The 26,206-nt window shown below is 71.0% G+C and carries 25 protein-coding genes; 20 read left to right on the top strand and 5 right to left on the bottom strand.

From position 1 onward, the window contains the following. The first annotated feature begins 140 nt into the window (after positions 1-140). The gene (locus C1877_RS11950; RefSeq protein ID WP_114569269.1) at positions 141-965 is read left to right on the top strand and encodes an SDR family NAD(P)-dependent oxidoreductase; all 825 of its coding nucleotides are present in this window, start codon (positions 141-143) and stop codon (positions 963-965) included. A 93-nt stretch (positions 966-1,058) separates the two neighbouring features. Here C1877_RS11950 and C1877_RS11945 read toward each other — a convergent pair whose 3' ends face one another. Further along, positions 1,059-2,087: a DUF5692 family protein gene (locus C1877_RS11945; protein ID WP_015538860.1), complete on the bottom strand. Its 1,029-nt coding sequence runs from the start codon at positions 2,085-2,087 to the stop codon at positions 1,059-1,061. A 108-nt stretch (positions 2,088-2,195) separates the two neighbouring features. Further along, positions 2,196-2,813, bottom strand: a complete 618-nt coding sequence (locus C1877_RS11940) for a TetR/AcrR family transcriptional regulator (RefSeq protein ID WP_015538859.1) — start codon at positions 2,811-2,813, stop codon at positions 2,196-2,198. Positions 2,814-3,136: 323 nt separating this feature from the next. Here C1877_RS11940 and C1877_RS11935 point away from each other — a divergent pair, with 323 nt between their 5' ends. From C1877_RS11935 to C1877_RS11920, 4 genes are read left to right on the top strand one after another with little or no spacing between them, the layout of a single operon-like run. Continuing rightward, positions 3,137-3,769: a cytochrome c3 family protein gene (locus C1877_RS11935; protein ID WP_015538858.1), complete on the top strand. Its 633-nt coding sequence runs from the start codon at positions 3,137-3,139 to the stop codon at positions 3,767-3,769. 22 nt (positions 3,770-3,791) lie between these two features. Then, positions 3,792-4,289, top strand: a complete 498-nt coding sequence (locus C1877_RS11930; RefSeq protein WP_114569268.1) for an FMN-binding protein — start codon at positions 3,792-3,794, stop codon at positions 4,287-4,289. Continuing rightward, positions 4,286-6,145, top strand: coding sequence for an FAD-dependent oxidoreductase (locus C1877_RS11925; protein WP_114569267.1), 1,860 nt, complete (start codon positions 4,286-4,288; stop codon positions 6,143-6,145). Before C1877_RS11930 ends, C1877_RS11925 begins: the two co-directional genes overlap by 4 nt. A gap of 1 nt (position 6,146) precedes the next feature. Then, positions 6,147-6,875, top strand: coding sequence for a hypothetical protein (locus C1877_RS11920; RefSeq protein WP_041238861.1), 729 nt, complete (start codon positions 6,147-6,149; stop codon positions 6,873-6,875). 51 nt (positions 6,876-6,926) lie between these two features. Here the strand turns inward: C1877_RS11920 and C1877_RS11915 are convergent, their stop codons facing one another. Next, entirely contained in the window at positions 6,927-7,874 is a 948-nt protein-coding gene (locus C1877_RS11915; protein ID WP_114569266.1) for a MarR family transcriptional regulator, read from the bottom strand. 308 nt (positions 7,875-8,182) lie between these two features. Between C1877_RS11915 and C1877_RS11910 the strand changes: the two genes are divergently transcribed. Further along, positions 8,183-9,868 (top strand): SGNH/GDSL hydrolase family protein, encoded by a 1,686-nt coding sequence (locus tag C1877_RS11910; RefSeq protein ID WP_114569265.1) that lies wholly within the window; start codon positions 8,183-8,185, stop codon positions 9,866-9,868. A gap of 75 nt (positions 9,869-9,943) precedes the next feature. Here the strand turns inward: C1877_RS11910 and C1877_RS11905 are convergent, their stop codons facing one another. Together C1877_RS11905 and C1877_RS11900 are read right to left on the bottom strand one after the other, a co-directional pair. Further along, positions 9,944-10,612: a DUF1847 domain-containing protein gene (locus C1877_RS11905; RefSeq protein ID WP_015538856.1), complete on the bottom strand. Its 669-nt coding sequence runs from the start codon at positions 10,610-10,612 to the stop codon at positions 9,944-9,946. Positions 10,613-10,771: 159 nt separating this feature from the next. After that, positions 10,772-13,600: a cation-translocating P-type ATPase gene (locus C1877_RS11900; RefSeq protein ID WP_114569264.1), complete on the bottom strand. Its 2,829-nt coding sequence runs from the start codon at positions 13,598-13,600 to the stop codon at positions 10,772-10,774. 181 nt (positions 13,601-13,781) lie between these two features. On the opposite strand from C1877_RS11900, the gene mtnA reads away from it, so the two are divergent. The 14 genes from mtnA to C1877_RS11830 all read left to right on the top strand — a co-directional run bounded on the left by mtnA (position 13,782) and on the right by C1877_RS11830 (position 25,962). Continuing rightward, entirely contained in the window at positions 13,782-14,858 is a 1,077-nt protein-coding gene (gene mtnA / locus C1877_RS11895) for an S-methyl-5-thioribose-1-phosphate isomerase (protein WP_114569263.1), read from the top strand. 30 nt (positions 14,859-14,888) lie between these two features. Next, positions 14,889-15,932 (top strand): deoxyguanosinetriphosphate triphosphohydrolase, encoded by a 1,044-nt coding sequence (locus tag C1877_RS11890; RefSeq protein ID WP_015538855.1) that lies wholly within the window; start codon positions 14,889-14,891, stop codon positions 15,930-15,932. Positions 15,933-16,092: 160 nt separating this feature from the next. After that, positions 16,093-16,728, top strand: coding sequence for an AzlC family ABC transporter permease (locus C1877_RS11885; protein ID WP_015538854.1), 636 nt, complete (start codon positions 16,093-16,095; stop codon positions 16,726-16,728). Then, positions 16,728-17,060 (top strand): AzlD domain-containing protein, encoded by a 333-nt coding sequence (locus tag C1877_RS11880; RefSeq protein WP_015538853.1) that lies wholly within the window; start codon positions 16,728-16,730, stop codon positions 17,058-17,060. Before C1877_RS11885 ends, C1877_RS11880 begins: the two co-directional genes overlap by 1 nt. Before the next feature lie 270 nt (positions 17,061-17,330). Then, positions 17,331-17,678: a 50S ribosomal protein L19 gene (rplS, locus tag C1877_RS11875; protein ID WP_015538852.1), complete on the top strand. Its 348-nt coding sequence runs from the start codon at positions 17,331-17,333 to the stop codon at positions 17,676-17,678. 326 nt (positions 17,679-18,004) lie between these two features. Beyond that, positions 18,005-18,793, top strand: coding sequence for a ribonuclease HII (locus C1877_RS11870; protein WP_114569262.1), 789 nt, complete (start codon positions 18,005-18,007; stop codon positions 18,791-18,793). A 352-nt stretch (positions 18,794-19,145) separates the two neighbouring features. After that, the gene (locus tag C1877_RS11865) at positions 19,146-19,682 is read left to right on the top strand and encodes a YraN family protein (protein WP_114569261.1); all 537 of its coding nucleotides are present in this window, start codon (positions 19,146-19,148) and stop codon (positions 19,680-19,682) included. Between the two features lie 5 nt (positions 19,683-19,687). After that, positions 19,688-21,181 carry a YifB family Mg chelatase-like AAA ATPase gene (locus tag C1877_RS11860; protein ID WP_114569314.1) on the top strand — a complete coding sequence of 498 codons (1,494 nt, stop codon included), beginning with the start codon at positions 19,688-19,690 and terminating at the stop codon, positions 21,179-21,181. Further along, positions 21,172-22,110 carry a DNA-processing protein DprA gene (gene dprA, locus C1877_RS11855; protein WP_114569260.1) on the top strand — a complete coding sequence of 313 codons (939 nt, stop codon included), beginning with the start codon at positions 21,172-21,174 and terminating at the stop codon, positions 22,108-22,110. Before C1877_RS11860 ends, dprA begins: the two co-directional genes overlap by 10 nt. A 48-nt stretch (positions 22,111-22,158) precedes the next feature. Then, positions 22,159-22,425 (top strand): DUF4160 domain-containing protein, encoded by a 267-nt coding sequence (locus tag C1877_RS11850; protein WP_041238851.1) that lies wholly within the window; start codon positions 22,159-22,161, stop codon positions 22,423-22,425. Positions 22,426-22,443: 18 nt separating this feature from the next. Beyond that, positions 22,444-22,740 carry a DUF2442 domain-containing protein gene (locus tag C1877_RS11845; protein ID WP_015538850.1) on the top strand — a complete coding sequence of 99 codons (297 nt, stop codon included), beginning with the start codon at positions 22,444-22,446 and terminating at the stop codon, positions 22,738-22,740. 141 nt (positions 22,741-22,881) lie between these two features. Beyond that, positions 22,882-24,312: a methylenetetrahydrofolate--tRNA-(uracil(54)-C(5))-methyltransferase (FADH(2)-oxidizing) TrmFO gene (gene trmFO / locus C1877_RS11840; RefSeq protein WP_114569259.1), complete on the top strand. Its 1,431-nt coding sequence runs from the start codon at positions 22,882-22,884 to the stop codon at positions 24,310-24,312. Then, positions 24,305-25,270 carry a tyrosine recombinase gene (locus tag C1877_RS11835; RefSeq protein WP_227155144.1) on the top strand — a complete coding sequence of 322 codons (966 nt, stop codon included), beginning with the start codon at positions 24,305-24,307 and terminating at the stop codon, positions 25,268-25,270. The genes trmFO and C1877_RS11835 overlap by 8 nt, the downstream gene beginning before the upstream one ends. A gap of 188 nt (positions 25,271-25,458) precedes the next feature. Further along, positions 25,459-25,962 (top strand): SH3 domain-containing protein, encoded by a 504-nt coding sequence (locus tag C1877_RS11830; protein ID WP_114569257.1) that lies wholly within the window; start codon positions 25,459-25,461, stop codon positions 25,960-25,962. The last annotated feature ends 244 nt before the right edge of the window (positions 25,963-26,206 follow it).

Below are 26,206 nucleotides of genomic sequence, written 5' to 3'. Positions count from 1 at the left end.
GGCGAGAAGGGGAATGCCGGTTTCGAAGGCAACAGGGCTGCTTTCGCGCAGGAGGGGAAGCATCTCTGTCGCCTTGTCTATACTCCCTGATGAACCGCCCGGCACAGGGGCGGGTACGTCCGGCAACGGGAGGAGCAGCCATGAAGGAGTTTTTCGCGAACCGCTTTGAGGGCAAGGCCATGATCGTCACGGGGGCGGCGCGGGGCATCGGCGAGGCCGTGGCGCTGCGTGCGGCCCAGGAGGGAGCGCGGCTCATGCTGGCGGACCGCCGCGAGGCGGAGGGCCTGCAGGTGCTCGAGGCGGTGCGCGCGCTCGGCGCCGAGGCGGAGTTCCTGGCGCTCGACCTGTCGGTGGAGGAAAGCGCGCAGACCCTGGTGGAGCGCACGGTGGAGCGCTTCGGGCGGCTGGACGTGGCTGTCAACAACGCCGGCGTCATGGGCGAGCCCGACAACGTGCACAACCTTTCGAAGGGGCAAATGGACTACACCATGGCCAACAACTTCTACAGCGTGTTCTTCTGCTGCAAGCACGAGCTGCGGCAGTTCCTGGCGCAGGGCGAGGGCGGCGCCATCGTGAACAACGCCTCCATCGCGGGCGTGACGGGATTGCCGGGCAATCCCGCCTACGTGGCCTCGAAGCATGCGGTGAACGGCCTGACGAAGAACCTCGCCCTGGACTATGCGGCGCACGGCGTGCGCGTGAACTCGGTCAACCCTGCGGGCACGACCACGCCCATGGTGCAGGAAGCCTACGAGTACGTGATGGCAAGGCAGAAGGAGGCCATCGCGGCGGGGGCCGACCCGGCCGCCGCGCAGTCCATGGCCGGCGAGAAGCAGAACTCCATGCTGCGCCGCGAGGCGCTGCCCGAGGAGCAGGCGGCCTCCATCCTGTTCTTGGCCTCGGACGACGCCTCCCACATGACCGGCGCCATCGTGGCCACCGACGGCGGCTGGACGTCGTTCTAGCATCCGGACGGCGAACGGCCCGCCGGAGGGCGGGCCGTTCGCTGGGGGGCGTCCTTGGGACGGGCGCCCCCGGGGATGATGCTCTGCCTTTGGCTAGGCGGCCTGCGGGGCCTCGTCGCCCTTCGGGCTGCGGGGGAGCTCAGGCGCGTCCTCGCGACGGGCCATGGCCTCCTCGTAGTCGCGCGTTCCCACGAACACCTCGTTCAGGTACGGGTTCACCTTGAGCTTCCTGGCGCGGTACATGATGTAGGCGAAGGCGGCCACGTTGGCGACGAGCGCGATCACCGATACTGCGAGGTTCACGTTCGGGTTGTTCACCGACTGCACGCTGAACACGCTGTAGTCCTGGAACGCGGGGAACACCTGCGCGAACATGCACCAGATGGCCAGCGTGAACGCGCGGTTCTGGATCCAGCCGCCCTTGTTCCAGAACATGGCCGCCACGGTGGGGGCCAAAAGCAGCGCGAGGCCGCAGTAGAACGAGTGCGTGGGCAGGCAGTTGTAGGTGTAGCAGAAGTTCCACAGGTCGTAGGCCAGGATGAACACCCACGTCATGTCGGGCCACAGCATGTCCTGCTTCTTCTTGGAAACGTAGATGCCGAACCAGCCGGTCATGCAGGCGATGTTGATGAGGCCCGCCACGCCGTTGAACACGTTGTGCCAGCCGCCGTAGAGCGTGACGCCCTCGGAGGACACCCAGGTGGTGCCCCAGGCGCGGATGGCGCTCTCGAAGTCGCTCACCACGGCGATGAGGATGTTGATGGCCACGATGACGAACGGGAAGCACTTGAACCAGTGCGACTTGCCGATCTTGCCCCACCGGTACTTGAGCGCCATGAAGCCGATGCAGCCGATGGTGGCGGCGTAGAGCTTTGCGTAGTGGAACCAGCTGTTCATGTGCAGGTACGTGGGGTTCTCGAGCGCCCAGTCCGCGCCCATGCCGGCGCCGACGTAGATGGCGACGAAGTATGCCGTGAGCGCCAACGGCACGCCGATGAAGCAGACGGTGCCGCCGATCTTCGAGCGGCGCGCGACCTCGTTGATGAGGATGAGGCCGATGAACACCATGGCCCAGCCGAGCCACTGGTACAGGGCGTTCTCCCCGTAAACTTGGAACAACATGGAAACCCTCCTTTTTTCGGGTATGCTTCGCACAGGCCGCCTTCCGGCCTGCTGATTCCTTGGATGAGATGTCTGCGTGCCTCGATGCGCCCGAGGCGCCGCGTGCGGCTAGCCCCCGCCGGGCGGGCTCGCGTCGCCGCGGTCCATGTGCAGGGTCTGGGCGATGAGGTCCTTCAGCACCTCGTCGCTGGCGTCGGGATGCGTGCGCAGGTAGCCCACGATCCCCAGGATGAGCACGTAGAACGTCTCGTAGACATGCTCGATGCGTATCTCGTGCAGCGCACCGTAGTCGCGCACCGTCGTCTCCACGATGTAGGAGGCCACGCGGTCGGCCACACGGTTCACGAAGTCGATGTAGAGCGCCGCGTTCTCGCGCGAGGCGAGCGAGCGGCGGAACGCGTCATGCTCGAACACGCCGAGCCGCATGAGCTTCACGACGCTGGCGAGCGCGCTCTCGATGTCGCCGGGATGGCGCTGCGCGTTCCAGTAGTGCGTCGCCTCGATGAAGTCCGCCACGTAGTCGTCGAGCACGGCCGAGGTCACGGCCTCCTTGTCGGGGAAGTAGTGGTAGAACAGCGAGCGCGTCACGCCCACGCGGTTCGTGATGTCCTGGACGGAGGTCTTCGAGAGGCCCTGCTCCTCGTACAGCTCGCGGGCGGCGGCCACGATGTCGGCGCGCCGTTCGGCCGATGCCGCGTTGCGTGCCCTGTCGCCTGCGGTTTCCATGCTGCCCTCCTTGCGCTGTGCGGCCCGGCTGCCCGGTGCGCCGAGCGCTCCGTGCCGGATCTGGCCGACCCCTGATGAGCGCAGCATACGCCCCTCGTTGACGGAGCGTCAATAGACAGTTTCGACGATTCGTCAACCCGTTGGCAGGGCGGCGGGAACGGTGCGGCACGGCTGGCGCGGGACGGTTGCTGACGGATGGCGCGCTGCCGTCAACGACGTCTTCCGCGGGCCCTCGAAAGGTGCTAGCATGCGCTCAAGAAGTTCAATAATGAAATAAAAAAGAAACACAAATGAAGCAAAACAAGGAACGGAGGAGGGAGACCATGGAAGAGAAGCAGGGGGCGGAGGCCCGCAAGGACGCAGCGGCAACGCCCGAGGTCCAAGCAGGCGCATCGCGCGAGGCCGGAGAACCGGCAGGCAGGCGGCGCGGGAGGCGCTGGCCGATCGTCGTCGGCGTGGTCGCGGTCGTGCTGGTTGCCGCCGGGGCCGGGTTCTGGGTCTGGCACGAGCAGCCGGGCTTCTGCAACGCCATCTGCCACGACCCGATGGATGCCTACGTGGAGGGCTACTACGAAGACGCCACGCTCATGGCGAACGCCCACGCGCGCGCCGACGTCACGTGCCTTCAATGCCACGAGGCGAAGATCGAGGAGCAGGTGACGGAAGGCTTGGCCTGGGTGCGCGGAGACTTCGCCACCGACGAGTCGGGGCACCTGACGGTGCAGGGCGTGACGGCCGACAAGAAGATGTGCGCGACGGCCGGGTGCCACGACTGGGAGGACGTGAAGGCGGCCACCGAGAACTGGGGCGGCGAGGCGGGCGTGAACCCGCACGCGTCCCACCAGGGCGAGGCCATCGACTGCAGCAACTGCCACGGCGCGCACGGCGCATCGTATATGTACTGCAACACCTGCCACGACTACGACGTGCCCGCCGGCTGGGAAAGCCCCCGGTAGGCTCTGCGAGAAGGAGGATGCGATGATAAGGAAGACGGCAACGGCCGTATGCGGCGCCGCCGTGCTCGCGGTGGGCATGACGGGCTGCGCCTCGACCTTCGAGGGGTCGGGGTCGAAGGACGCGGCGAGCGCCGAGCAGCTGGCGCTGCGCCTCGACGACCCATGGGCGCAGGAAGCGCCGGCGGACGCGCAGGCGAAGGCCGCCGGCACGCTCGCCGACGGCGTGTACACGGGCGAGGGCAAGGGAATGGAAGGCCCCATCACCGTCACCTTGCTCGTGCAGGACAACCGCATCTCGTGCTTGGAGACGACCCAGGAGGGCGAGAGCCAGAGCCGCGGCGGCTACGAGGCCATCCGCGACGGGAAGTTCGCGGCCATGATCGAGGCCGCGCAGGGCTCGGACATCGACGCGGTGAGCGGCGCCACCATCACCACGGCGGGCGTCAAGCAGGCGGTGGAGGATGCGCTCTCGCAGGCCGAGGCCGCCGGCGCGCAGCAAGAGCAGGAGGGATCCCGATGACAGAGAAGGCATGCAATCACGGGCGCGGCCATGCGTCGTTGTCCCGACGCGATTTCCTGACGAAGGCCGCCGTGGTCATGGGCGGCACGGCGGCCGCGGCGGCGATGCCGGGCGCCGCCTACGCGGTGGAGGAGGGCGTCATCGGCGATTGGGCGGCCGACGGGAGCAAGGGGGTCTCCGTGCCGGCGAGCGCCGCCACGAACGCCTCCTGGTCGGACGGCACGTACCGCGAGCACAACGGTGCGGCCTTCCCGGCCGACGACGCGAGCCCCATCCCGCCGCGCGCGGTGCCCGCGGCCTGGGACTACGAATGCGACATCTGCGTGGTGGGCGCGGGCGGCGGCGGGCTCAACGCGGCGGCGCGCGCGGCCGAGCAGGGCGCGCGGACCATCTGCGTGGAGGCTCTGGGCCTGCACGGCGGCAACGCCCAGGAGGCCGGCATGTGCGCCATCCTCGGTGGCTCGAAGCTGCAGGAGTCCAAGCGCTTCGCGTTCCCCAGCTATCCCTTCGACGCGCGCAAGCTGGCCGACTGGGCCATCGACGAGTACCACTACGCCTGCGACCCGCTGCTCATCCACCGCATCGCGGAAGAGGGCGGCCACTGCATCGACTGGATGGCCGACTGCGGCGTGCGCTGGCGCTTGGGCGAGGTGCCGGTTTACGTGGCACCGAAGAACTCGACGCTCGACCACCACGTGCTCAAGATGAAGGACGCCACCGACGCCATGTTCGCGTTCGGTCAGCGCCACGGCGTGCAGTACCTCTTCCAGAGTCCGGCCGAGGCGCTCGTGCAGGACGGCGACGGCCGCGTCGTGGGCGTGGTGGTCCGCGAGGGCTACGGCGAGGAGAAGTACATCCACGCCGAGCGCGCCGTCATCCTCACGGCCGGCGGCTTCTGCAACAACAAGGCGCTCTTGCAGCGCTACATACCCACGGCGGCCATGGGCTGCGCAAGCAGCTACCTCACGGCGGGCGAGACGGGCGAGTGCTTCCGCATGGGGCTCGGCGTGAACGCCGACGTGTCGGGCTTCAACAGCTCGGCGAGCTTCGACGGCGGCGTGGACTGGGAGGCCGAGGGCGGCCAGTGGGCGCGCTTCCTCTACGACGGCATGACGCAGCTGTCGCGCCAGCCGTGGTTCACCGTCGACCGCTGCGGCAACCGCCTGCGCTACATGGACAGCCGCGTGGGAGAGGACGGCGCGAACGCCATCTACGCGCTGGGCGATCTGGCCACCATCCAGATGACCCCGCCGGGGCACCGCTCCTACATCATCTTCGACGCCCACTACGAGGACCATCTGGCGGGCTTCGCGCAGGAGCACTGCCGCAAGCTCATCACGCCGGACCTCGAGCAGATCGACAAGGTGCCCGAGCACTACCGCGACTGGCACCACGGCGTCGAGGACGCCATCGAGGCCGACGTGCTGAAGAGGCGCGACACCCTCGAGGAGCTGGAGCGCGACCTGGGGTTCGAGCCCGGCGTGCTCGTGGAGGCCGTGGAGAAATGGAACGAGTGCTGCGAGCGCGGCGAGGACGACTTCATGTACCCCATGCCGCCCGAGTGGCTGCATGCCATCAAGGACCCGCCGTTCTACGGCTGCCGCATCGGCGGCAACCTCTACGGCACGAAGGCGGGCCTCATGATCAACGACGAGATGCAGGTGATCTCGACGAAGGGGCGGCCCATCCCGGGCCTGTACGCCGGATGGCACACCGCCGGCGGCGCGTGCGGCGAGAACAGCTACATCGGCGACCCCATCCTGGGATCGCTCCTGGGCGACGTGAGCCTGGCGTTCTGCGGCGGGTACCTGTGCGGCACCTTCGCGGTGGCCAACGAGATGAAGGGAGGGGAGTAGCATGAGGGGGCAGATGAAGGCAATGGCCCGTCCGTTCGGGACGCTGTTTCTGATTGCGCTCGCCGTGGCGCTCGTGGGGCGCGTGGGCCTGGCCGTGATGGACGCGACAGGCACGCTCTCCTACGACTACATCTCGGCAGCCGACGTGCCCATCCTGGACGTCGTGTGCTCCATCCTCACCGGCTCGGCCCTCGTGGCGTTCATGTACGCGGCGTCGCTCGCGATGGCAGTATCCACGGCGGGCGTGGCGCTGTACGGCTTTTTGGTCTGGCGCGGAGAGGGCGTTTCGGCGCGGCCCGCGACGGCGTTTCTGTGGGGCTGGGCGACGGCGCTCGTGGCCATCGCGTGCCTGCTGGTCACGGTGAGCGGGATACTCTCGGCCGTGCAGGTGGCGTCGATGAGCTCGAAGCTGCCGGGCACGGCGGTGCTCGTGGTGGCGCTCGTGGGCTTCGCGGCGTTCCTCGGCACGCTTCTGGGCGCGGCCTCCATGACGGTGAGCGCGTGCCTCGCCCGCAAGCGCCCCGGACGCGCGCTCGTCGTGGCGACCCTCGGATGCGGCCTCGTGGTCATGGTCCTCACCGTGGGCACCTTCGCCGCCATCAACACCGCCAGCATCAACCTGGCCGCCGTCGGCGGTTGGTTCGCAGCGGACCTAGCGGTGAACCTGATCATCCTCTTCGCCGCGAACGCCCTGGCGAAGAAGGCGACCGCGTCGAAGCCGGTCGGGTAGGAACTAAGCGGACCGCGTTCCTCCTGTCTTCAGGGGAGCGCGGCCCGCGCCTCATTCGATGGGCTGCAGGAGCTCGAGCGCGGCTTTGCGGTCGAGCTCCTTGCGCGCCTGGACGTCGGCGATGACGACGCGCCAGGTGCGGGCGAGGGCGCGGCGCCGGTCGTCGTCGAGGCGCGCCCACAGCTGCGTGCGCGCGAGGGCGTCGACGGTGCGGGCGATGACCTTCTGCTTGCGCGCGCCCTCGTCGGTGGCTGCCACGAACACGGCCTTGCGGTCGCTCGGGCTGGCGAGGCGCCGCGCCCACCCGCGCCCGACCAGGCCGTCCACGGCGCGGGCCACGGCCACGGGGCTCATCTGCAGCTGCGTGGCGACATCTCCCACGCGCAGGGGCTCGTCCACCTCGCCGAGGCGCTGCAGCACCCGGCACTCGGCGAGCGGCGCCCCCGCCGCGCGGCGCAGGGCGCCCTCCATCGCGCGCTTCACCAGCTCGAGCGACGCGAGGGCGCGCGAGGCGGCGAAGCGGGAGGCGACGTCGCCGGAAAGCGGCGGGTCGATGCTCGCGCCGGCGGCGATGGACGCCTCCAGGATGGCGCGGTGGTCGGCGTCCTCGGTGGGGAAGAGCGCGTAGAGGCGCTCGACGATGGAGGCGTTCGCGCGGGCGACGTGCTCCTCGCCGGCCCCGGTGGCGCGCGCGGTGCGCGTGCGGCCGTCGGCCCCCTCGCCGCGCAGGCGCTCGGCGAAACCGGCCTCCTCGAGCGCGTTCAGCGCCTGCGTGACCACGTTGGGCTTGAGGTCGAGGAGGCGCCCCAAGTCGGACTGCGCGACGCCGTCCGGGCCCGCGGCCAGCAGCTTCACGAGCATGCGGTACTGCGTGACGTTGAGCGGGCTCGCCGCCGCGAGGCCGCCCTTGAGCGCGCGGTGGGTGAGGTCGAACGCCACGAAGAACGTCGAGTCGAGCGCAAGGTCGCTCTCGTTGTATGCGCCTGCTGCTGCGGTCATGCCGTCCTTCGTCCGTCCTGGTGAAAGTGCTTCAGTGATGAAACAATAATAACCCTCTGCGCTCGCTGCGCTCCCACGCCGCCCGCGGTCGCGCAAACTCTCCACGCGTCGCCACTCGCCGCCCAACCATCGGCTTTCGTGCCGTCGGTCCCCGCTTCCTGCCGCCGCGCTTGCGTGCCGCACGCAGGCACGCCATACTTATGCCGTCGCGGCGGCTCTTGGGGTGCCGGAATGCTGATCGGGCGGCGTCTCGGCGGCCAACCGGCATTCGCAAGCGATTCGTCCGAACTCGAAGAAGGAGCGAGGGAATGGCTGGAAGATCGATCATGCCGAGCGCGCGCCGCATCGCGGTGGGAATCCTGGCGGCGACGCTCGTGCTCGCGTTCTGCCCGTTGCAGGCGTTCGCGGCGGCGGGGGACACCGTCGTGCACAAGAAGTCGGGCATGGACATGTCGTACACGATCGTGCGCGACGCGGGCGCCGCGCAAGGAGCGGTCGTGCTGGCCGGGCTGCCGGAGGGAGCTGCGGGCATCGTCGCGGTTCCCGCCTCCATCATGGTGATGGAGGCGTGGGAGGATCCCGCCACATACGCGGTGGAGGGCATCGCGGCGGGCGCCTTCAGCGGCGCGGCGGCCGCATCGGGCGCGGTGGAGCGCATCGACATCGAGGGCGTCCTGGACGTGGACCCCGCCGCGTTCGCGGGACTCGCGGACACGACGACGTTCACCGTGCGCGATGCGGCGATGGTCGAACGGCTTATGGCCGCGGGCATCGCGAAGGAGCGCATAGCCTGCGAGCCGCTGCTCACGAAGTACGTGGCGTTCGGCGACAGCATCGCCGCCGGCTACGCGCTGCCCGAATACGATAACAGCGACCAGTGCTACGACCAGGAGCCCACGCCCTCCGACGCGTTCGTGTCGCTGGTGGGCGCGCACTTCGCCGACGCGTTCGGCCCGTCGGTGACGGACAACCTGGCTGCTTCGGGCTGGACGAGCACGCAGCTGCTCGACGCGCTGCAGGCGGGCGCCTACGACGCGGCGCTTGCCGATGCGACCGCGGTGAGCGTGACCATCGGCTCGAACGACCTGCTGGGGCGGTTCATCGAGATCATCGCCGAGGCGCTCGAACCCATCAGCGATCTAAGCGATGCGGATATAGCGCAGATAGAGGCGGCGCTCGCCGTCGAAGCCGCAGCAGGCCCGGACGCGGCCGCGCTGGCGGCGGACGCGGGCGAAGCGGTCGTTTCGGACGCGGGCGACGCGGTGGTCGCCAAGCGCCCCGACCCTGTCAAAGAGCTGCTCGAGAAGGTGTCGGCTGCCATCGAGCGCATCAACGCGGCCCTCGTCGCCGACCCTGAGCTGCTCGCCGCCTGCGAGACGTTCGCGACGACGAACCAGCCGGCCATCCTGGACGCCGTCCATGCCCGCGCGCCGCGCGCCCAGGTGTATTGGACCACGTTGTACAACCCGTTCTACGGCCAGGTGCTCGACGTGCGCACGCTGTTCCCCAAGTTAGCCGCGCATGCGGATCCCGATCTGCCCCTGTCCATCGACCTCGGCAGCGCCGGCGCGCACTACATCGAGATCATGAACGAGGCGTTCGCCCGGAACACGGAGGGCTACGCCGCCGTGAACCTGTACGAGCCGTTCAACAACCCCGGCTTGACGAACGTCTCCATCGGGCGCGCCGCCGACGGCTCGATCTCGTTCAACGTCGACCCGCATCCGAACCATGACGGCCATGCGCTCATCGCCAAGCTGGTGAACGGGGTTGTTGATGCGACCTACGCGCCGGGCGCGCCCGATCCTGCGCCGGTCGTGCCCGTTCCCGCGCCGCTCGCGCCGACCGAGCCCGTGCCCGCTCCCCAGCGCCTCGCGTCCACGGGCGACGGGGTTACGGGCGCCCTCGCCGCCGTCGCATGTCTTGTGGCGGCCGGCGCCCTGGGGGTGTGCGCGCTGCGCCGCATGCGCGAGGGAGAACGCGCGCGCAGCTAAGGCCTCGCATTGAGCGTTGCGCCATCGAACGGTACCGAAGCCTTAGGCCTGCCGTATCCGCAAGGTCGAAACAGGTCAGACCTGCGCGATGACGCCCTCGCGGCAGGCGTCGACGGTCTCGTTCAGGCGCCGGCGGTACACGGACTTGGAGGCGTAGAGGCCGGCGCAGGCGTTGTGGCCGGTTACGTGGTCCTTCGTCACGAGCGTGGTCGTGGGGGCGTGCGAGTGGCGGTAGAACAGCGTGTCGTGGCCCACGCACAGGCCCATGACGATGTTCAGGTCGGTGCCCTCCTCCTCCAGAAGGCGGGCCTGCATGACGGGGTTGCACAGCACCGGGCCCTCCCCGCCGTCGGCGGCGGGCGCCAGGCCGAGGTCGGCGCGGCGGTTGCCCTCCACCTTGCAGGCCACGCCGAACACCTCGAAGCCCGCGCGTTCCAGCAGCTTGCGCAGCGTGCGGCTCTCGTCGAGCAGCATCGTGCAGGTGGCGATGCCGATCTTGCGCGCGCCCATGCGCGCGGCGAACTCCAAGGTCTCCTGCACGCGCGTGAGGTTCGCGCAGCGCTCGCTCGTGAGCGCCGCCGCCTGCATGACGCGGTGGTTCTCCGGCTCGCGGTAGCGTTCGCGCACCTCCTCGTGGATAGCCTCGCTCACGAGCCCCTCCACGCACTGCGGCGGGTTGCCGCCCGTCTGGAACTCGCACGCCTCGCCGGCGCAGCTCAAGCACGAGAACCCGTTACCGTCCATAAGCCTCCCCTTCCAACGCCTCTTCCCAGGAAGCGCGGCCGCCATGCGGCGCCCGCGCCAGCTAGGCCCCAGTATAGACGATCGGGCGCCCCGCGTCCGGATGCGGGGCGCCCGATGGGGAGGCACGGCGAGGCGCCCGCCTCGCGCTCGGTCCGCGGGCTAGCCCCGCAGGCCGGCCGTCGCCTGACCGCGGCGCGCCCTCCAGCGCCCGATGGCCTTCGCGGCCTCGGTCTGCACGAGCGAGAGGAAGGCCAGGCCCAACACCGTCGCCCACTGCCACGCGTCCATGGCCGCGCCGCCGAACGCCTCGCGCACGGGCGGCACGAGCAGCACGACGAGCATGAGCGCCGTGCTGGCGGCCACGGCCCAGGCGAGCTGCGGGTTGCGGCCGCCCTCGCGGTCCCAGACGGGATCGGTGTCGGAGCGCTGGTTCACGGCGCGCAGCACCTGCGAGAAGGCCAGCACGCCGAACGCCATGGTGCGCCCGACCGCATCGCCGCCCGCCTCGCGCCCGATCACGAACGCGAGCAGGGCGAAGGCGGCCACGAACAGCCCTTGGAACACCACCCGGCGCGCTTGGCGCCCTTCCAGCAGCGTGCCCGCGCGCAGCGGCGGGTGCTCCATGATGTGGCGGCTCGACGGCTCCACGCCGAGCGCGAGGGCCGGCAGCGTCGCCGTGGCCAGGTTCACCCAGAGGATCATGACGGCCGTGAGCGGCGCGTTCCAGTTCAGGGCCACGGCGGCCAGCAGCACCACGATCTCGGCCAGGTTGTCGGCCACGAGGAACTGCACGACCTTCTGGATGTTGCGGTGCACGCGCCGCCCTTCGCGCACCGCGTACACGATGGTGGTGAAGCGGTCGTCCAGAAGCACCATGTCGGCGGCGTCCTTCGCCACGTCGGTGCCCGTGATGCCCATGGCCACGCCGATGTCGGCGGCCTTGAGCGCGGGCGCGTCGTTCACGCCGTCGCCCGTCATGGCCGTGACCTCGCCGTCGTGCTTGAGCGCGCGCACGATGCGCAGCTTGTGGTAGGGCGACACGCGGGCGAACACGCTGGCGCGGCGCACGGCGTCGTCGAGCGCCGCGTCGTCCATCTCCTCCAGCTCCTCTCCCGTGACCACGAGGTCGCCGGGCCGGTAGATGTCCAGCTCCTCGCCGATGGCGCGCGCCGTGGCGGCGTGGTCGCCCGTTATCATGACGGTGCGCACGCCGGCCGTGCGGCACGTGTCCACGGCCGCGCGCACGTCGGGGCGCGGCGGGTCCATCATGCCCACCAGCCCCACCAGCACGAGCTCGCGCTCGATGTCCTCCTCGTCGCCGGGCACGGCGGGAAGCGCCCGCGTGGCGAAGGCCAGCACGCGCAGGGCCTCGTCGGAAAGCCGCGCCGCCGCCTCGAGGGCGTGCGCGCGGTCGTCGTCGGTGATCGGGCGCGGCCCGTCGTCGTCCATGACGAAGGCGCAGCGGGGCAGCAGGCCGTCGAGGGCGCCCTTCACGGCCGCCACCACCTGGCCGTCGCGCTCGTGCACGGTGGCCATGCGCTTGCGGTCGGAGTCGAAGGGGCGCTCGGCCAGGCGCGGGTAGGATGCGCGCAGGGCTGCCGGCTCCACGCCGATGTCGCGCGCCATGACGAGCAGCGCGCCCTCGGTGGGGTCGCCGATCACGGCGTCCGCGGCGGCGCCGTCCGCGGCAGGCGGCCTTCCGCCGTCGGCCGGGCCTCGTTCGCCCTCCGCCTCCCCGCTCCCCGCGGCCCCGGGCGCCGCCTCGCCCTCCGCGAAGCTCGCGTCGTTGCAGAGGGCCGCCACGAACGCCAGGTCGCCGAAGAGCGCGGGGTGCGCCGCGAGCGCTGCGGCGGGCTCCTGGGCCGTGCCGCGGTCGAGGTCCGGGCCCAGCGCCACGCGCACGACGCTCATGCGGTTCTCGGTGAGGGTGCCGGTCTTGTCCGTGCAGATGACGGTGGCGCCGCCAAGCGTCTCCACGGCGGGCAGGCGCCGCACGAGCGCCTGGTGCCGCGCCATGCGCTGCACGCCCAGCGCCATGACGATGGTGGCGGTGGCGGGAAGGCTCTCGGGGATGACGGAGATGGCCAGCGACACAGCCAGCAGCAGAAGCGGCACGAACGGCCGGCCGTAGGCCAGGCCGATGGCCACCACGGCCAGCGCCGCCGCCACGCCCACGATGGTGAGCAGCTTGCCGAACGAGGCCAGCTTGCGCTTGAGCGGCGTGTCCAGCTCCTCGTCGCCCTCCAAAAGCCCCGCGATCTGGCCGACCTCGGTGCCCATTCCCGTGGCTGTCACCACGCCCCGCCCGCGTCCGCCCGTGACGATGGACGTGGCGAAGGCCATGGTGGAGCGGTCGCCGAGCGGCGCGCCGGGGGCGACCTTCGCGTCGGCGTCCTTCTCGGAAGGCACCGACTCGCCGGTGAGCGAGGCCTCCTGCACGCGCAGGCTCGCCGTGTCCAAGAGGCGCAGGTCGGCGGGCACCATGCTGCCGTCGTCCAGCATGACCAGGTCGCCGACCACGAGCTCGCGGGCGGGCAGGATCTCCTCGGCGCCGCCGCGCACGACACGGGCCGTGGGCGCGGAGAGCGACCGCAGCGCCTCGAGCGACGACTGCGCCTTGCGCTCCTGCACGATGCCGATCACGGCGTTCACCACCACGATGGCGAAAATGATGCCCGCCTCGGCCCACTCCCGCAGAAGCGCCGAGAGCACGGCCGCCACCACGAGGATGAGCACCATGGGGTCGCCCAGCTGCTCGCGCACCATGGCGCCGAGCGTCTTGGGCGGCTTCGAGGCCAGCTCGTTGGGCCCGTTCTGGGCCAGGCGGCGTCGCGCCTCGGCGTCCGTCAGGCCGTCCGGCGAGGTCTCGAGCGCCGCGAGCACGACGGCGGCGGGCTTTGCGCGCCAGGCCGCGGCCGCGGCCTCGGCGCGCGGGGAAGGGGCCGCGTCCGCTGACGCGACGGGGGAGGGGGCGGTGCGGGGTTCCATACGGGTTCCTTTCGGCGGTGCTTCCGCGCGGCCGGCTCGGCGCGCGCAGGGCCCACGATACCCGAGGGCCGCGCCCGTCCGCCGAACCGTCATGCCGCGGTCACGGAGCCTTTACGTGCGTGCCGGCGCCCTTTCGCAGGCTCGATGCGCTAGAATGGCAGCGACGAAGAAAGGACGCCCCATGAGCCAGCCCCTCTGCCTGGAGAACCTGCCGCGCACCGTCGAGCTCGAGCGCGACGGCGACGGCCGCCCGCGCCTCGCCTACATCGACCAGCGGCGCCTGCCCGGCGAGCTCGCCTTCGAGCGCACGGGCGACTGGCGCGCCGTGGTGGGCGCCGTCAAGTCGCTCGCCGTGCGCGGCGCCCCCGCCCTCGGCATCGTCGGCGCGGCCGCCGTGGCGCTGTGGGCGGGCAACGTCGGCGCCGGCTCGCCGACGGCAGGCGGGTGCTGGGAGATACCCCCGAGCTTCTTCGCGGAGCTCGGCCGCGTGGCCGACGAGGTGGCCGACGCGCGTCCCACCGCCGTGAACCTGGCGTGGGGTGTGCGCCGCCTCGAGCGTCTCGCCCACGCGCTCGCGGGCGGGGCCGCTGCGCCGCGCGCCCTCGCCGACGAGCTCTACGACGAGGTCAAGCGCATGGAGGCCGAGGACGAGGCCGTGAACCGCGCCATCGGCGCCCACGGCGCGAAGCTGCTCGCGCCCGGCTCCCGCATCCTCACGCACTGCAACGCCGGCAGCCTGGGCACCGCGTTTTTCGGCACGGCGCTCGGCATCGTGTACGCGGCCGCCGCGCAGGGCAAGGTGGAGCGCGTGTACGCCGACGAGACGCGCCCGGTGGGCCAGGGCGCCCGCCTCACGGCATGGGAGCTCTCTCGGGCGAACGTCCCCTGCACGCTTATATGCGACAACATGGCCGCCAGCCTCATGGCCTCCGGCCGGGTGGACGCCGTGCTCGTGGGGGCCGACCGCATCGCCGCCAACGGCGACGCGGCCAACAAGATAGGCACGTACGGCGTGGCCGTGCTCGCGCGCCACCACGGCATCCCGTTCTACGTGGCCGCCCCCACGTCCACCATCGACCCGACGCTTCCGGACGGCTCGGGCATCCCCATAGAGGAGCGCGACCCCGCCGAGGTGCTCCCCGCGCCCATCCCCGGCGTGGAGGTGTGGAACCCGGCGTTCGACGTCACGCCCGCCTCCCTGATCACCCGCATCGTCACGGAGCGCGGCGTGTTCGAGCCGGGCAAGCTGGTATACTGAGGGCGTCTACGACGAGCAAGGAGGTCCGCCATGCGCATCATCCATCGCGAAGACCAGGAGGAGCGCGCGCACGAGGCGCTCTCGCCCGACGCCTCGTTCGCCGACGAGAGCGAGGGTCGCGCCCGCTCGGCCGAGCCCGACATCCTGCGCAACGACTACCAGCGCGACCGCGACAAGATCCTCCACACGAAGTCGTTCCGACGCCTGTCGCATAAGACGCAGGTGTTCCTGGCCGCCGAGGGCGACCACTTCCGCACCCGGCTCACCCACACGCTCGAGGTGGCGCAGATCGCGCGCACCATCGCGCGGGCGCTCGGGCTGAACGAGGACCTGACCGAGGCCATCTCGCTCGGGCACGACCTGGGGCACACGCCGTTCGGCCACACCGGCGAGGAGGCGCTCGCGCGCAGCATCGCCCGCCACCGGGGCATCGACCCCGCCTCGCCCGAGGCCGAGGCGCTCTACCGGCACAACGAGCAGAGCCTGCGCGTGGTGGAGCGCATCGAGAACGGCGGCAAGGGGCTCAACCTCACGCCCGAGGTGCGCGACGGCATCCTCAATCACACCGGCGACCTGCGAGCCGAGACGCTCGAGGGCCGCATCGTGGGCACGGCCGACCGCATCGCCTACGTGAACCACGACATAGACGACGCCATACGCGCGGGCATCCTGTCCGAGGGCGACCTGCCGGACACGACGCACGCGGTGCTCGGCCCCGACCACTCCTCGCGCATCCAGACGCTCGTCATGGACATGGTGGAGACGTCGGCCGCCGCAGACGACATCCGCATGAGCGACTCGGTGTGGGACGCCATGATGGAGCTTAGAGCGTTCCTGTTCGCGCGCGTGTACACGGCGCCCGTCGTGATGGCGGAGGTGGACAAGGCCACGCGCCTCGTGGGCGCCCTGTTCGACTACTACGTGGCGCACACGGAAGAGGTGCCCGAGGAGTACCGCGCCATCGCCGAGGGCGACGATCTGAGCGCCGTGACCGACTACGTGGCCGGCATGACCGACCGCTTCGCCAAGAACCTGTTCCAGCAGCTGTTCATCCCGCACTCCGTGCATTACTAGGGAAGCCCGGGCCCCTGCGGGCCCGGCGCCGCGCGCAGGCCCGGCCCGGCGCGCCCGCGATCAAGATACCCATTGATCGCAGGCGCGGAACTTGTATAATCGGGAGGCTGTGCTTTCCGGGGACCACATACGACAATCGTTTTCAGCCGCGCTGCCCATCATGCTGGGCTACGTGGCCATCGGCATACCCTGCGGCATCCTGTGCGCCTCCATCGGCCTGGACGCCCTGCAGGTGTTCCTGCTCTCGGCGCTGTTCTACTCGGGCGCCGGGCAGTTCATGATCCCGAACATGTGGCTGGCGGGCTCGCCGCTGGCCTCCATCATCGCCAGCGTGTCGCTGGTGAACACGCGCCAGATGCTGTACTCGGCCGCCTTCGCGCCGGCGTGCAAGGGCGTGAGGAAGCGCCTGGCCTTCCTGTTCTCCGCCACCGTGACCGACGAGAGCTACGGCGTGAACACGGCGAGGTTCGAGGCGGGCGACTGGTCGGTGGGGCGCGCCACGCTCGTTAACCTGTTCTCGCAGAGCTCCTGGGCGCTCTCGAACGTGGCAGGCGTGCTCGTGGGCAACGCCATCGGCGTGCCGCTGGCCATAGCGGCGTTCGCCATGACCTCCATCTTCATCTGCCTGCTGGTCACGCAGAGGCCGACGCCTGCGAACCTCGTGGCCGCCGCCGTGGCCGTCTTGGGCGTGTTCGCCTGCAAGGCCGTGGGTCTCGGGGGGCCGGCCATCCTCGTGGGCGCGCTCGCGGGCGTCGCAGCGGCGCTGGCGTTCACCTGGGCGAAGGAGCGAGGCTGATGGAGCCGATGGGATGGGGCGACTTTCTCGTCGTGTTCGCGTGCTGCGCCGTCACCATGCTCGTGTGCCGCACGGTGCCGCTGTTCGCGCTCAAGGGCAAGCAGCTGCCGGAGGGGGTGGAGCAGGCGCTCGGGTTCATCCCGTCGGCCGCCTTCGCCGCGCTCGTGGCGAACGACCTGCTGACGCCCGGCATGTTCGACGCGGGCCTCTGGCCGGCAGCCGCACCGCTTCTGGCTGCCGGCGTCGTGGCGATCGTGGCATGGAGGACGAAGTCGCTTCTGTGGTGCGCCGTGTCGGGCGTGGCCGCCTACGCGCTGCTCTCGCTCGTCTGAGGCGGCGCTGGCCCGCCCGGCAGCTTTGCCGGGAACGTCCCGCGCCCCGCATCCGGGTTGCGGCTTCGCGGTGCCGCACGGCGAAATGATGAGCGCAGGGCGCGCCGAATCTGGGATTTGCGTGGAGTGCGGGGCGGTTTCGGGAAAAAATGCAGGAAGACGGCGCTTTTTTCCTTGCGCGAGCGGGCATGGGGCAGTATACTGTCCAATTGTGTCTTTCCACAGAACACGATACGAGATTCAATCTGAACGCATAGAAGGATAACGAACATGGACATCATTCGCGCTATCGAACAGCAGCAGATCAAGCAGGACCTCCCCGATTTCAACGTGGGCGACAACGTGAAGGTCCATTACCGCATCGTCGAGGGCAGCCGCGAGCGCATCCAGGTGTTCCAGGGCGATGTCATCCGCCGCCACGGCGCCTCGAGCCGCGAGACGTTCACGGTGCGCAAGGTCAGCTTCTCCATCGGCGTGGAGCGCACGTTCCCCGTGCATTCCCCGAAGATCGAGAAGATCGAGGTCATGCGCAAGGGTGACGTCCGTCGTGCCAAGCTGTACTACCTGCGCGACAAGGTGGGCAAGGCCGCCAAGATCAAGGAGAAGTCCTTCCGCTAGGTTCCGTCGGCCTGACGGCCGCCGAACGAGCTGACGCTGCGAAGCCCCTTCGCACTGATCCTCGCCCCTTTTTCGCTTGCCTTCGCGTACAGAAGTACGCTCTGCCGCGAAACGGGCCGATTATCGGCGCGAGGGGGCTTCTCGCTGTCTTACTACGCCAACCTGGCCGGTTAATATTCGCGCTGCGCGCGAATTGGTAGGCGGTGACTACGCTTGCCGTGTTTCTTCTGCCGCCCGGTTGGGCGGCTTTTGCTATCATGGGAGAGAGACGGGAACGGGCGCGGCCGCGGGGGCGGGCGCGCGGACGAGAAGGGACGTGCGGGCGCATGGGGCCGACGGTCGCCGAGATAAGGCAGCGGTTGCAGGAGGCGGGCGCGCGGGAGTTCGCCGTGCTCGAGCGCTCGCTCGTGGCCGACACGCGCAAGGGCGTGCGCGACGCCGTGGAGGTGGCGCGGCGCCGGATCGAGGCCGAGCAGGCCGAGCGCGAACGGTTGGCCTCGCTGTACGCGTTCGAGCGGGCGCTCGCCGAGGGGCGCGGCGCCGGCGTGGTCGTGGGGCTCGACGAGGTGGGCCGCGGCCCGCTCGCCGGCCCGCTCGCGGTGGGCGCCGTCGTGCTTCCCCCCGAGCCCGCGGTGGAGGGCCTCAACGACTCCAAGCAGCTCAAAGCCGAAGTGCGCGAGCGCATTGCCCTCGAGGTCAAGCAGGTGGCCGTGGCGTGGACGGTGGAGTACGTGGAAGCGGCCGACATCGATGCCGCGGGCATGACGGCCTCGCTCGTCACCGCGTTCAGGCATGCGCTGGCTCACATCGAGACCGCCGGCGTGCGCCCGGACGTCGTCCTGCTGGACGGCAACCCTCTGCGCCTCGACGACCGCGAGGTGAACGTGGTGAAAGGCGACTGCCGCTGCGCGTCGATCGCCGCAGCCTCCATCGTGGCCAAGGTGGAGCGCGACGCCCTTATGTGCCGCTACGCCGAGGACTACCCCGAGTACGGCTTCGATTCCTGCAAGGGCTATGCGAGCCCCGCCCATATCGAGGCCATCAAGCGTTTCGGCCTCACCCCCCTCCATCGCGCCACGTTCTGCACCGCCTTCACGCAGCCGACCTTGTTCTAGGGCGCTTCGCATCTGCCCGGCGCCTCGCCGGGGCGACGCTCTCCCGTGCATGCCGTCCGGCGGCTTTGTCGCGCGCCACGGTTTTCCACCTTCGCACGTGCCCCTCCTCCCGCCGGCGCCCAAGGTGCCGACCATCGGCCCCTGCATGTTCCACCTGCGGAGTTGCCCCCGCATCGGCTGGCTGCCGAATTTCCGCCGGCTTTCTGCCAGATCCGTGCAAGAAGCGCGCCAGGTTCATGCGGCCGCCGTGCAAGGACCGCGCATAATCGGGGCGGTTCCATGCGGGCCTCCGCGACGGTTCCCCGGAAAGGTTGCGGACCTATGATGCCCCTAGAGAAGAAAGGGGCGACGAATGGACGAGAACGGTACCGCGGCCGTGCAGGAGCGGCTGCAGGAGGAACCGACCTCCACGAAAGGAAAGGGGGCGCGCCCGCCGGATGCCCCCGCCAAGCGGCGCAAGCCGCGTTCCAAGGCGAAGCCGAGGCAGGGGCAGCCGGCAGATGGCGAGGGCGCCGAGGCGATCGGCTGCCGCAACCGGGAGCTCGGCCGGCGCGGCGAGGATGCGGCGGCGCGCTTTTTGGACCGGCGCGGCTACGACATCGTCGAGCGCAACTGGACGTGCGCGGCGGGGGAGGCCGACATCATCGCGCGCGACGGGGAGGCGCTCGTGTTCGTGGAGGTGAAGACGAGGTCGAACACCGAGAAGGGGCTTCCCTCCGAGGCGGTGGACGCGGGGAAGCGCAGCCGCTACGAGCGCATCGCGGCGCTGTTCCTGGTGGACTACGACGTGGTGGACGTGCCGGTGCGCTTCGACGTGGTGTCGATCGTGGTGGTGCCGCCCGACCGCGCGTTCATACGGCACCATATCGGCGCCTTCTCGGCGGGGTGAGCGGCGTGTTCGGACGCTTCGCCGTGCAGGGCGCGACGCTGCGCGGGGTGGAGGCCGTGCCGGTTGACGTGGAGGTGGTGGTGGGCAGCGGCATGCCCGCGTTCTGCATCGTCGGGATGCCCGACGCCGCCGTGCAGGAGGCGCGCGAGCGCGTGCGCGCCGCCCTGCGGGCCGCAGGCTTCTCCATGCCGAACGAGCGGGTGGTGGTGAACCTGGCGCCCGGCGCCCTGCGCAAGACGGGGTCGGGGTTCGACCTGCCCATCGCGGTGGGCCTGCTCGCGGCCACGGGGCAGGTGGACCCGCGCCTGGCCGAGGGCGCGCTCATCGTGGGGGAGCTCTCGCTGGAGGGGGCCGTGCGGCCCGTGGACGGCCTGCTGGCCTATGCGCTGTGCGCGCGCGACCTGGGGTGCATGCTCGTCTGCGCGGACGCGCCGGAGCGCCTCGTGGCCATCGACGGCCTCGAGCAGCGCGCCGTGCGCACGATCGCCGACTTCCGCTCGGGGGAGTTCCCCGCCCTCGCCCCCCGGCGGCCCTCCCATGCGCCGGCCGCCCCGGACTTCCGCGACGTGGCCGGCCAGGACATGGCGAAGCGCGCGCTGCAGGTGGCCGCCGCCGGCCGCCACGGCGTGCTCATGATGGGGCCGCCCGGATCGGGCAAGACGATGCTGGCCTCGCGGCTGCCCTCCATCCTGCCGCCGCTCGAGGAGGACGAGGCGCTCGAGGCCGCGCTCATCCACTCGGTGGCGGGCGAGGAGGTGGGCGCCCTGCTCGGCGGCGTGCGGCCCTTCCGCAGCCCCCACCACTCGGCCACGACCGCGGGGCTCGTGGGCGGCGGCACGCCGCCGCGGCCGGGCGAGGTGTCGCTCGCGCACCAGGGGGTGCTGTTCCTGGACGAGCTGCCCGAGTTCCGGCCCTCGGTGCTGCAGGGCATCCGCCAGCCCATGGAGTCGGGGCGCGTCACGGTCACGCGGGCCGACGGCAACGTGTCGTTCCCGGCGCGCTTCATGCTGGTGGCGGCCGCGAACCCGTGCCCCTGCGGCTACTTCGGCGACGCAGAGCATGCCTGCACGTGCACGCTGGCCCAGGTGAGCGCCTACCAGAACCGTATCGGCGGGCCGCTCATGGACCGTATCGACCTGCACGTCGACGTGCGCCGCTCGGCGCCGCGCGACGTGCTGGGCACGGGCGGGGGAACGTCGTCGGACGACATGCGCGCCGCCGTGCTGGGTGCGCGCGAGTACGCCTCCTGGCGACGGGCGCGGGTCGGCGACGGCGAGGGGACGGAGGCCCTTGTTCGCTCGTGCGCCCTCGCGCCGGCCGACGAGGCCTTCTTCGAGGACGCGGCGCGAGCCGCCCGCATGAGCGGGCGCGCCATCATGCGCACGCTCGCGGTGGCGCGCACCATCGCGGACATGGAGGAGGCGGCGTCGGTGGGGCGGGGGCACCTGTGCGAGGCGCTCGCGTTCCGCTTGCGGGAGGGGGTGGGGACATGCGGCTGAGAGGCCCCCGCGCCGAGCTCGCGCCCGGCGACGGCGCCTTCCCCGCGGCGCTCGCGCGCGTGCCGGACCCGCCGCGGCGCCTCTACGTCGTGGGCGACCCGGGTGCGCTCCAGGAGGGCCTGGCCGTGGTGGGCGCCCGCAGGGCGACGCCCTATGGCACGGGCTGCGCCCGGCGCTTCGCCGGCGCGGCAGCGCGGCGGGGCGTTGTGGTCATATCGGGCGGCGCGCGCGGATGCGACGCGGCGGCCCACGAGGCCGCGCTCGCCGAGGGCGCGCCGACGGTGGCGTTCCTCGGGGGCGGCTGCGACGAGCCGTACCCGGCGACGCACGCAGGCCTGTTCCAGCGCATCGTGGACGGCGGCGGGGCGGTGGCGTCCGAGCAGCCGTGGGACCGCAAGCCGCGGCCCTATATGTTCCGGCAGCGCAACCGCCTCATCGCGGGACTCGCCCGGGCCGTGCTCATCGTGGAGGCCGGGCTGCCGTCGGGCACGTTCTCCACCGCCGACGAGGCGCTCGCGGCGAACCGCGACGTGCTCGTGGTGCCCGGCGCCATCACGGCGGCCTCGTCGCGCGGCGCGAACCGCCTGCTGTACCAGGGGGCGCAGCCCGTCGTGGACGACGAGACGTTCGAGGACGCCCTGTTCTCCCTGTTCGGATGCTTGAGGCAGGAGCAGTGGCCGCCTGCGGGGGAGCATGCGGCAGCCGCTGGCGCGGTTCGTCCAGGGATGCGCCCGTCCGCCCTCGCCGCCAATCCCGTGGCCGCGGCCCTCGCCGCCGAGCCGCTGGGCATGGAGGATCTCTACGCCGTGGCCCGCGCGTCCTGCGGCTCCGCCGAGCCGCGCGCCTGGCTCATGGAACGCCTTGTGGAGGCCGAGCGCACGGGCCTCGCCGCCCGCTACCCCGACGGCCGCTGGGGGCCGGCGGGGTGAGGGGCATCGCATCGGTGGATGAGCGGAAAGGCGGAAGGAGGGGGCGAGATGGCGACGATCTCCATGTTCTTCGGCATAGTGGTCATCATGTATAATGAGTCGGCGGGAAAGCATCACGCACCGCATGTCCACGCCCGTTATGCGGAGTTCAGCTGCTCGCTCGATTTCGAGGGCGAGGTGCTCGACGGGTATCTCCCGCCGAGGAAGCTGACGCTGCTTAGGGCATGGGTCGTCCTTCATAGGGAAGAGCTCGAGGCCGACTGGAAGCTCCTCTCGGAGGGGCTCGATGCTTTCAAGATCGATCCGTTGCGATAGGAAGGCGGTGGCGTGCTCATGGGGGAGCCGGTCTTGGTCGACGAGGTTGCCTGCGGGATGGGCAAAAGCCAGCCCGACTTGACGAAGGTCGAGCCGAGGGGCGGAAGCGAGCTTCTGCTCGAGTTCGAAACGGGGGAGAGGCGTCTTTTCGACGCCGCCCCGTTTATCGACTGCGGCGGATCGTACGGACGCTTGGCGGAAGAGCGGTACTTCGCGCAGGTGCGCATCATCGACGGGGGCTTGGCCCTTGGATGGCCTGAAGGCCAGGAAGTGTACCCCGAGGCCCTGTACGAGTTCAGCACGCCTGTCGGGTAGCGGCGCGGGCCGCGCCCGCTTCTCGCCGGCTGCGCCCGGCGCCCGCCGGACGCGCTCGGTACGTAGCGCCCCCTCCGGCGATCCGCCGGTTTTTCTCGCCCGCCGTTTCCCATGGCTCCGAGGTTTGGTATCCTTGCAGGCATGTCTGACAACGTGACCATACTCGGCGCCGGCCTCGCGGGAAGCGAGGCGGCGCTCCAGCTTGCCGACCGCGGCTTCCGCGTGCGCCTCGTGGAGATGCGCCCCGGTACGCCCACGCCCGTGCACGCCACCGGTGCGTGCGCCGAGCTCGTGTGCTCGAACTCGTTGAAGTCGACCAAGCCCGAGAGCGCGGCCGGCATGCTCAAGGCCGAGCTCGAGGCGCTGGGATCGCATCTGCTGGCCGCCGCGCACCGGCACGCCGTGCCCGCCGGGGGCGCGCTGGCCGTGGACCGCGAGGCGTTCGCCCGCGATGTCACGGCACGCATCGAAGGGCACCCGCTGGTCGACCTCGTGCGCGGCGAGGCCGAGAGCCTGGCCGAGGCGGCCCGCGGCGCCGATGCGCTCGTGGTGGCCACGGGGCCGCTCACGTCCGGAGCGCTCGCCGCCGACCTCGCCCGCGTCGCCGGCGCCGGCCACCTGGCGTTCTACGACGCCGCCGCGCCCATCGTCATGGCCGACTCGCTGGACGGGGGGCGCCTGTTCCGGCAGAGCCGCTACGAGGACGGGTCCGACGGGGCGGGCGACTACCTGAACGCGCCCTTCACGCACGAGGAGTACGAGGCCTTCGCCGCCGAGCTTGTGGCCGCCGAGCGCGTCGTGCTGCGCGACTTCGAGACGCGCGAGCTGTTCCAGGCCTGCCAGCCCATCGAGGAGATCGCGCGCAAGGGCCTCGATGCCCCGCGCTTCGGCCCCCTCAAGCCCGTGGGCCTCACCGACCCGCGCACGGGAAGGCGCCCCTGGGCCGCGCTCCAGCTGCGCGCCGAGGACGCGCACGGCTCGTGCTACAACCTGGTGGGCTTCCAGACGAACCTGACGTTCCCCGAGCAGCGTCGCGTGTTCCGCCTGATCCCCGGCTTGGAGCAGGCGGAGTTCGCCCGCTTCGGCGTGATGCACCGCAACACGTTCCTCGACGCTCCGCGCCTGCTCGACGCCAACCTGCGCCTCACGGCCCCCGGGGCCGCCGCGCTGGGCGCGCCCGTGTTCGTGGCGGGCCAGCTGGCGGGCACCGAGGGGTACTGCGAGGCGCTGCGCTCGGGCCTGCATGCCGCGCTCGCCGTGGCAGCCGAGCTCTCGGGGTCCGACCTGCCGCCGCTGCCGTGCGAGACGGCCTTCGGCGCGCTTCTGGCCTACGCCACGAGCCCCGAGACGAAGGACTACCAGCCGATGCACGTGAACTTCGGCATCATGGAGCCGCTGGCGGAGCGCGTGCGCAACAAGCGCGACCGCTATGCCGCCTACGCCGCGCGCGGCGCCGAGGCGCTCGCGGCCTACCGCGCCCTCCTGGTCGCGCGCGGCCTCATGCCGGGAGGGCCTGCCACCTGCGCCGATGCGCCCGCCGCCGGCCCGAGCCAAGGCGCCTCCCGTGCCTGACGCCGTACCCGCGCCCGACGACGGCGCGCCCTCGTGCGACCCGCGCGCCGCGTCCCTGGTCGAGGGCTTCTGCGATGCCCTGCGCGTGGAGCGCAATGCCTCGGCCCACACGGTGCGCGCCTACCGCATCGACCTCATGGACTACGCGCGCTGGGCCGCCCGCGAGGGGGTCGACCCCTTGGCGGCGACCCACCGGCAGCTGCGCCGCTATCTGGGCGAGCTCGACCGCGCGCAGTACTCGCGCACCACCGTCAACCGGCGCCTCTCGGCGCTGCGCAGCTTCTTCCGCTGGCTCAACGTGACGGGGGTGTGCGATTGCGACCCGGCGAGCGTGCTCTCGGGCCCCCGCCAGCAGAAGGACCTGCCGCATGTCATCCGCGCGGCCGACATGGCGAGGCTGCTCTCGGTGCACGGCAAGCGCGACGCCGCCGGCAACCCGCGCGAGCAGTCGCCCGCCGATCTGCGCAACCTGGCGCTACTGGAGTTCCTGTACGCGTGCGGCGCGCGCGTGTCCGAGGCGTCGGGCCTGCTCGCGGCCAACGTCGACTTCGAGCGCGGTCAGGTGAAGGTGTTCGGCAAGGGGGCGAGGGAGCGCATCGTGCCGCTGCACGACCTGGCGCTCGCCTCCATGCGCACCTACCAGCTGCTCGGCCGCCCCAAGCTGCTCAAGGAGAGGGAGTGCCCGTTCTTCTTCGTGTCCACCCGCGGCAACGGCATGACCACCGACGCCATCCGCAAGATGTTCAAGGAGTCCCTGCGCGCGGCCGGGCTCGACGAGACGCTCTCGCCGCACGACATGCGCCACACCTTCGCCACTGACCTCTTGGAGGGCGGGGCCGACCTGCGCAGCGTACAGGAGATGCTGGGGCATGCGAGCCTGTCCACCACCCAGGTCTACACCCACCTCTCGCCGGGGCGCCTCAAGCAGGTGCACCGCCGCGCCCACCCGCGCGGCTGACCGCACGGGTCTGTCGCGCAGCGGTCCTCCGCCCGGCGGGGCGCTCCTTGCGCGAAGGTTTCAGCGCCGTGACCGGCGGCTGACGGTTGCCCGGAACCCCTCGCGCCCGGCGCCGATGTCCCTCACAATCGGAACCCGATACCACGCGCGCCTCGCCGCGCGGACACCTGCGTCGAAGGGACACGATTATGAACAAGCGGAAGATGAGAATGATGGGCATGGTTCTGGCCGGCGTGCTGGCGATGACGCCGTTTCTGCACGGGTGCGCCACCGACGACGGCGGCTCCTCGAACGACAACGGCTCGCAGAACGCGACCGAGCAGCAGGAGCAGAACGGCTCCGAGCAGCAGAACACGGGCAGCCAGGGCGACGTCGTCTACTACGGCCAGGTCATGGGCGTGAACGGTGACGAGATCACCGTTGTCCTGGGCGACCTGAGCGCCGCGGACGGCGAGGGCCTGCAGAAGTTCGAGGCCCAGGAGGACGAGGTCACCTTCAACAAGGGCGACGTCGTCATCGTGGACGAGTCCGGCGCCGTCGTCGACGACCCCACCGTCTCGGCCGACCAGATCGTGGTCATGAGCGGCTCGGGCGACGGCCCCGACTTCCGGCCCTCTAAGCTGGAGATACTCCAGTCCAACGCCGACGGCGCCGTGAGCTCCGCGGCTGCGGAGCAGGGCCTGGACCAGTAGCGTCCCCGCCTGCCGCGAAGGACGGCCCTGCCGGGCGCGGCGGCCCTGGAGCCGCGGTGCGCTCCGGCCGACCGGCCTGCATGCACCGGTGCCGCCCTGTCGCCAACGGGCCACCCCCTCCGCACCATGCGGCCCTCCCGCCCAAGCGCAGCGGGGCCGCCCCACCTTTCGCAAGCGGTTTATGAACATTGTTCATAAACCGCTTGCCTTGTTCTCGCGCCTCGCTATAATAGACGGAAGTGAA

Source organism: Gordonibacter pamelaeae, from assembly GCF_003340385.1.
GTDB lineage: Bacteria > Actinomycetota > Coriobacteriia > Coriobacteriales > Eggerthellaceae > Gordonibacter > Gordonibacter pamelaeae.
Note: the sequence above shows the minus strand (reverse complement) of the source record. Positions and strands in the feature narration are given on the sequence as shown.

Excerpts from the sequence above, each read along its gene's own strand:
- C1877_RS11870 (WP_114569262.1), top strand. The coding sequence starts at position 18,005 with ATGGGGCCGACGGTCGCCGAGATAAGGCAGCGGTTGCAGGAGGCGGGC.
- C1877_RS11905 (WP_015538856.1), bottom strand. The coding sequence starts at position 10,612 with ATGGACGGTAACGGGTTCTCGTGCTTGAGCTGCGCCGGCGAGGCGTGC.
- C1877_RS11920 (WP_041238861.1), top strand. The coding sequence starts at position 6,147 with ATGAGGGGGCAGATGAAGGCAATGGCCCGTCCGTTCGGGACGCTGTTT.
- C1877_RS11940 (WP_015538859.1), bottom strand. The coding sequence starts at position 2,813 with ATGGAAACCGCAGGCGACAGGGCACGCAACGCGGCATCGGCCGAACGG.
- C1877_RS11910 (WP_114569265.1), top strand. The coding sequence starts at position 8,183 with ATGGCTGGAAGATCGATCATGCCGAGCGCGCGCCGCATCGCGGTGGGA.
- C1877_RS11945 (WP_015538860.1), bottom strand. The coding sequence starts at position 2,087 with ATGTTGTTCCAAGTTTACGGGGAGAACGCCCTGTACCAGTGGCTCGGC.
- C1877_RS11880 (WP_015538853.1), top strand. The coding sequence starts at position 16,728 with ATGGAGCCGATGGGATGGGGCGACTTTCTCGTCGTGTTCGCGTGCTGC.
- C1877_RS11900 (WP_114569264.1), bottom strand. The coding sequence starts at position 13,600 with ATGGAACCCCGCACCGCCCCCTCCCCCGTCGCGTCAGCGGACGCGGCC.
- dprA (WP_114569260.1), top strand. The coding sequence starts at position 21,172 with ATGCGGCTGAGAGGCCCCCGCGCCGAGCTCGCGCCCGGCGACGGCGCC.
- C1877_RS11865 (WP_114569261.1), top strand. The coding sequence starts at position 19,146 with ATGGACGAGAACGGTACCGCGGCCGTGCAGGAGCGGCTGCAGGAGGAA.
- C1877_RS11935 (WP_015538858.1), top strand. The coding sequence starts at position 3,137 with ATGGAAGAGAAGCAGGGGGCGGAGGCCCGCAAGGACGCAGCGGCAACG.
- C1877_RS11845 (WP_015538850.1), top strand. The coding sequence starts at position 22,444 with ATGGGGGAGCCGGTCTTGGTCGACGAGGTTGCCTGCGGGATGGGCAAA.
- C1877_RS11830 (WP_114569257.1), top strand. The coding sequence starts at position 25,459 with ATGAACAAGCGGAAGATGAGAATGATGGGCATGGTTCTGGCCGGCGTG.
- trmFO (WP_114569259.1), top strand. The coding sequence starts at position 22,882 with ATGTCTGACAACGTGACCATACTCGGCGCCGGCCTCGCGGGAAGCGAG.
- C1877_RS11850 (WP_041238851.1), top strand. The coding sequence starts at position 22,159 with ATGGCGACGATCTCCATGTTCTTCGGCATAGTGGTCATCATGTATAAT.
- C1877_RS11915 (WP_114569266.1), bottom strand. The coding sequence starts at position 7,874 with ATGACCGCAGCAGCAGGCGCATACAACGAGAGCGACCTTGCGCTCGAC.
- C1877_RS11950 (WP_114569269.1), top strand. The coding sequence starts at position 141 with ATGAAGGAGTTTTTCGCGAACCGCTTTGAGGGCAAGGCCATGATCGTC.
- rplS (WP_015538852.1), top strand. The coding sequence starts at position 17,331 with ATGGACATCATTCGCGCTATCGAACAGCAGCAGATCAAGCAGGACCTC.
- C1877_RS11930 (WP_114569268.1), top strand. The coding sequence starts at position 3,792 with ATGATAAGGAAGACGGCAACGGCCGTATGCGGCGCCGCCGTGCTCGCG.
- C1877_RS11925 (WP_114569267.1), top strand. The coding sequence starts at position 4,286 with ATGACAGAGAAGGCATGCAATCACGGGCGCGGCCATGCGTCGTTGTCC.
- C1877_RS11885 (WP_015538854.1), top strand. The coding sequence starts at position 16,093 with ATGCTGGGCTACGTGGCCATCGGCATACCCTGCGGCATCCTGTGCGCC.
- mtnA (WP_114569263.1), top strand. The coding sequence starts at position 13,782 with ATGAGCCAGCCCCTCTGCCTGGAGAACCTGCCGCGCACCGTCGAGCTC.
- C1877_RS11890 (WP_015538855.1), top strand. The coding sequence starts at position 14,889 with ATGCGCATCATCCATCGCGAAGACCAGGAGGAGCGCGCGCACGAGGCG.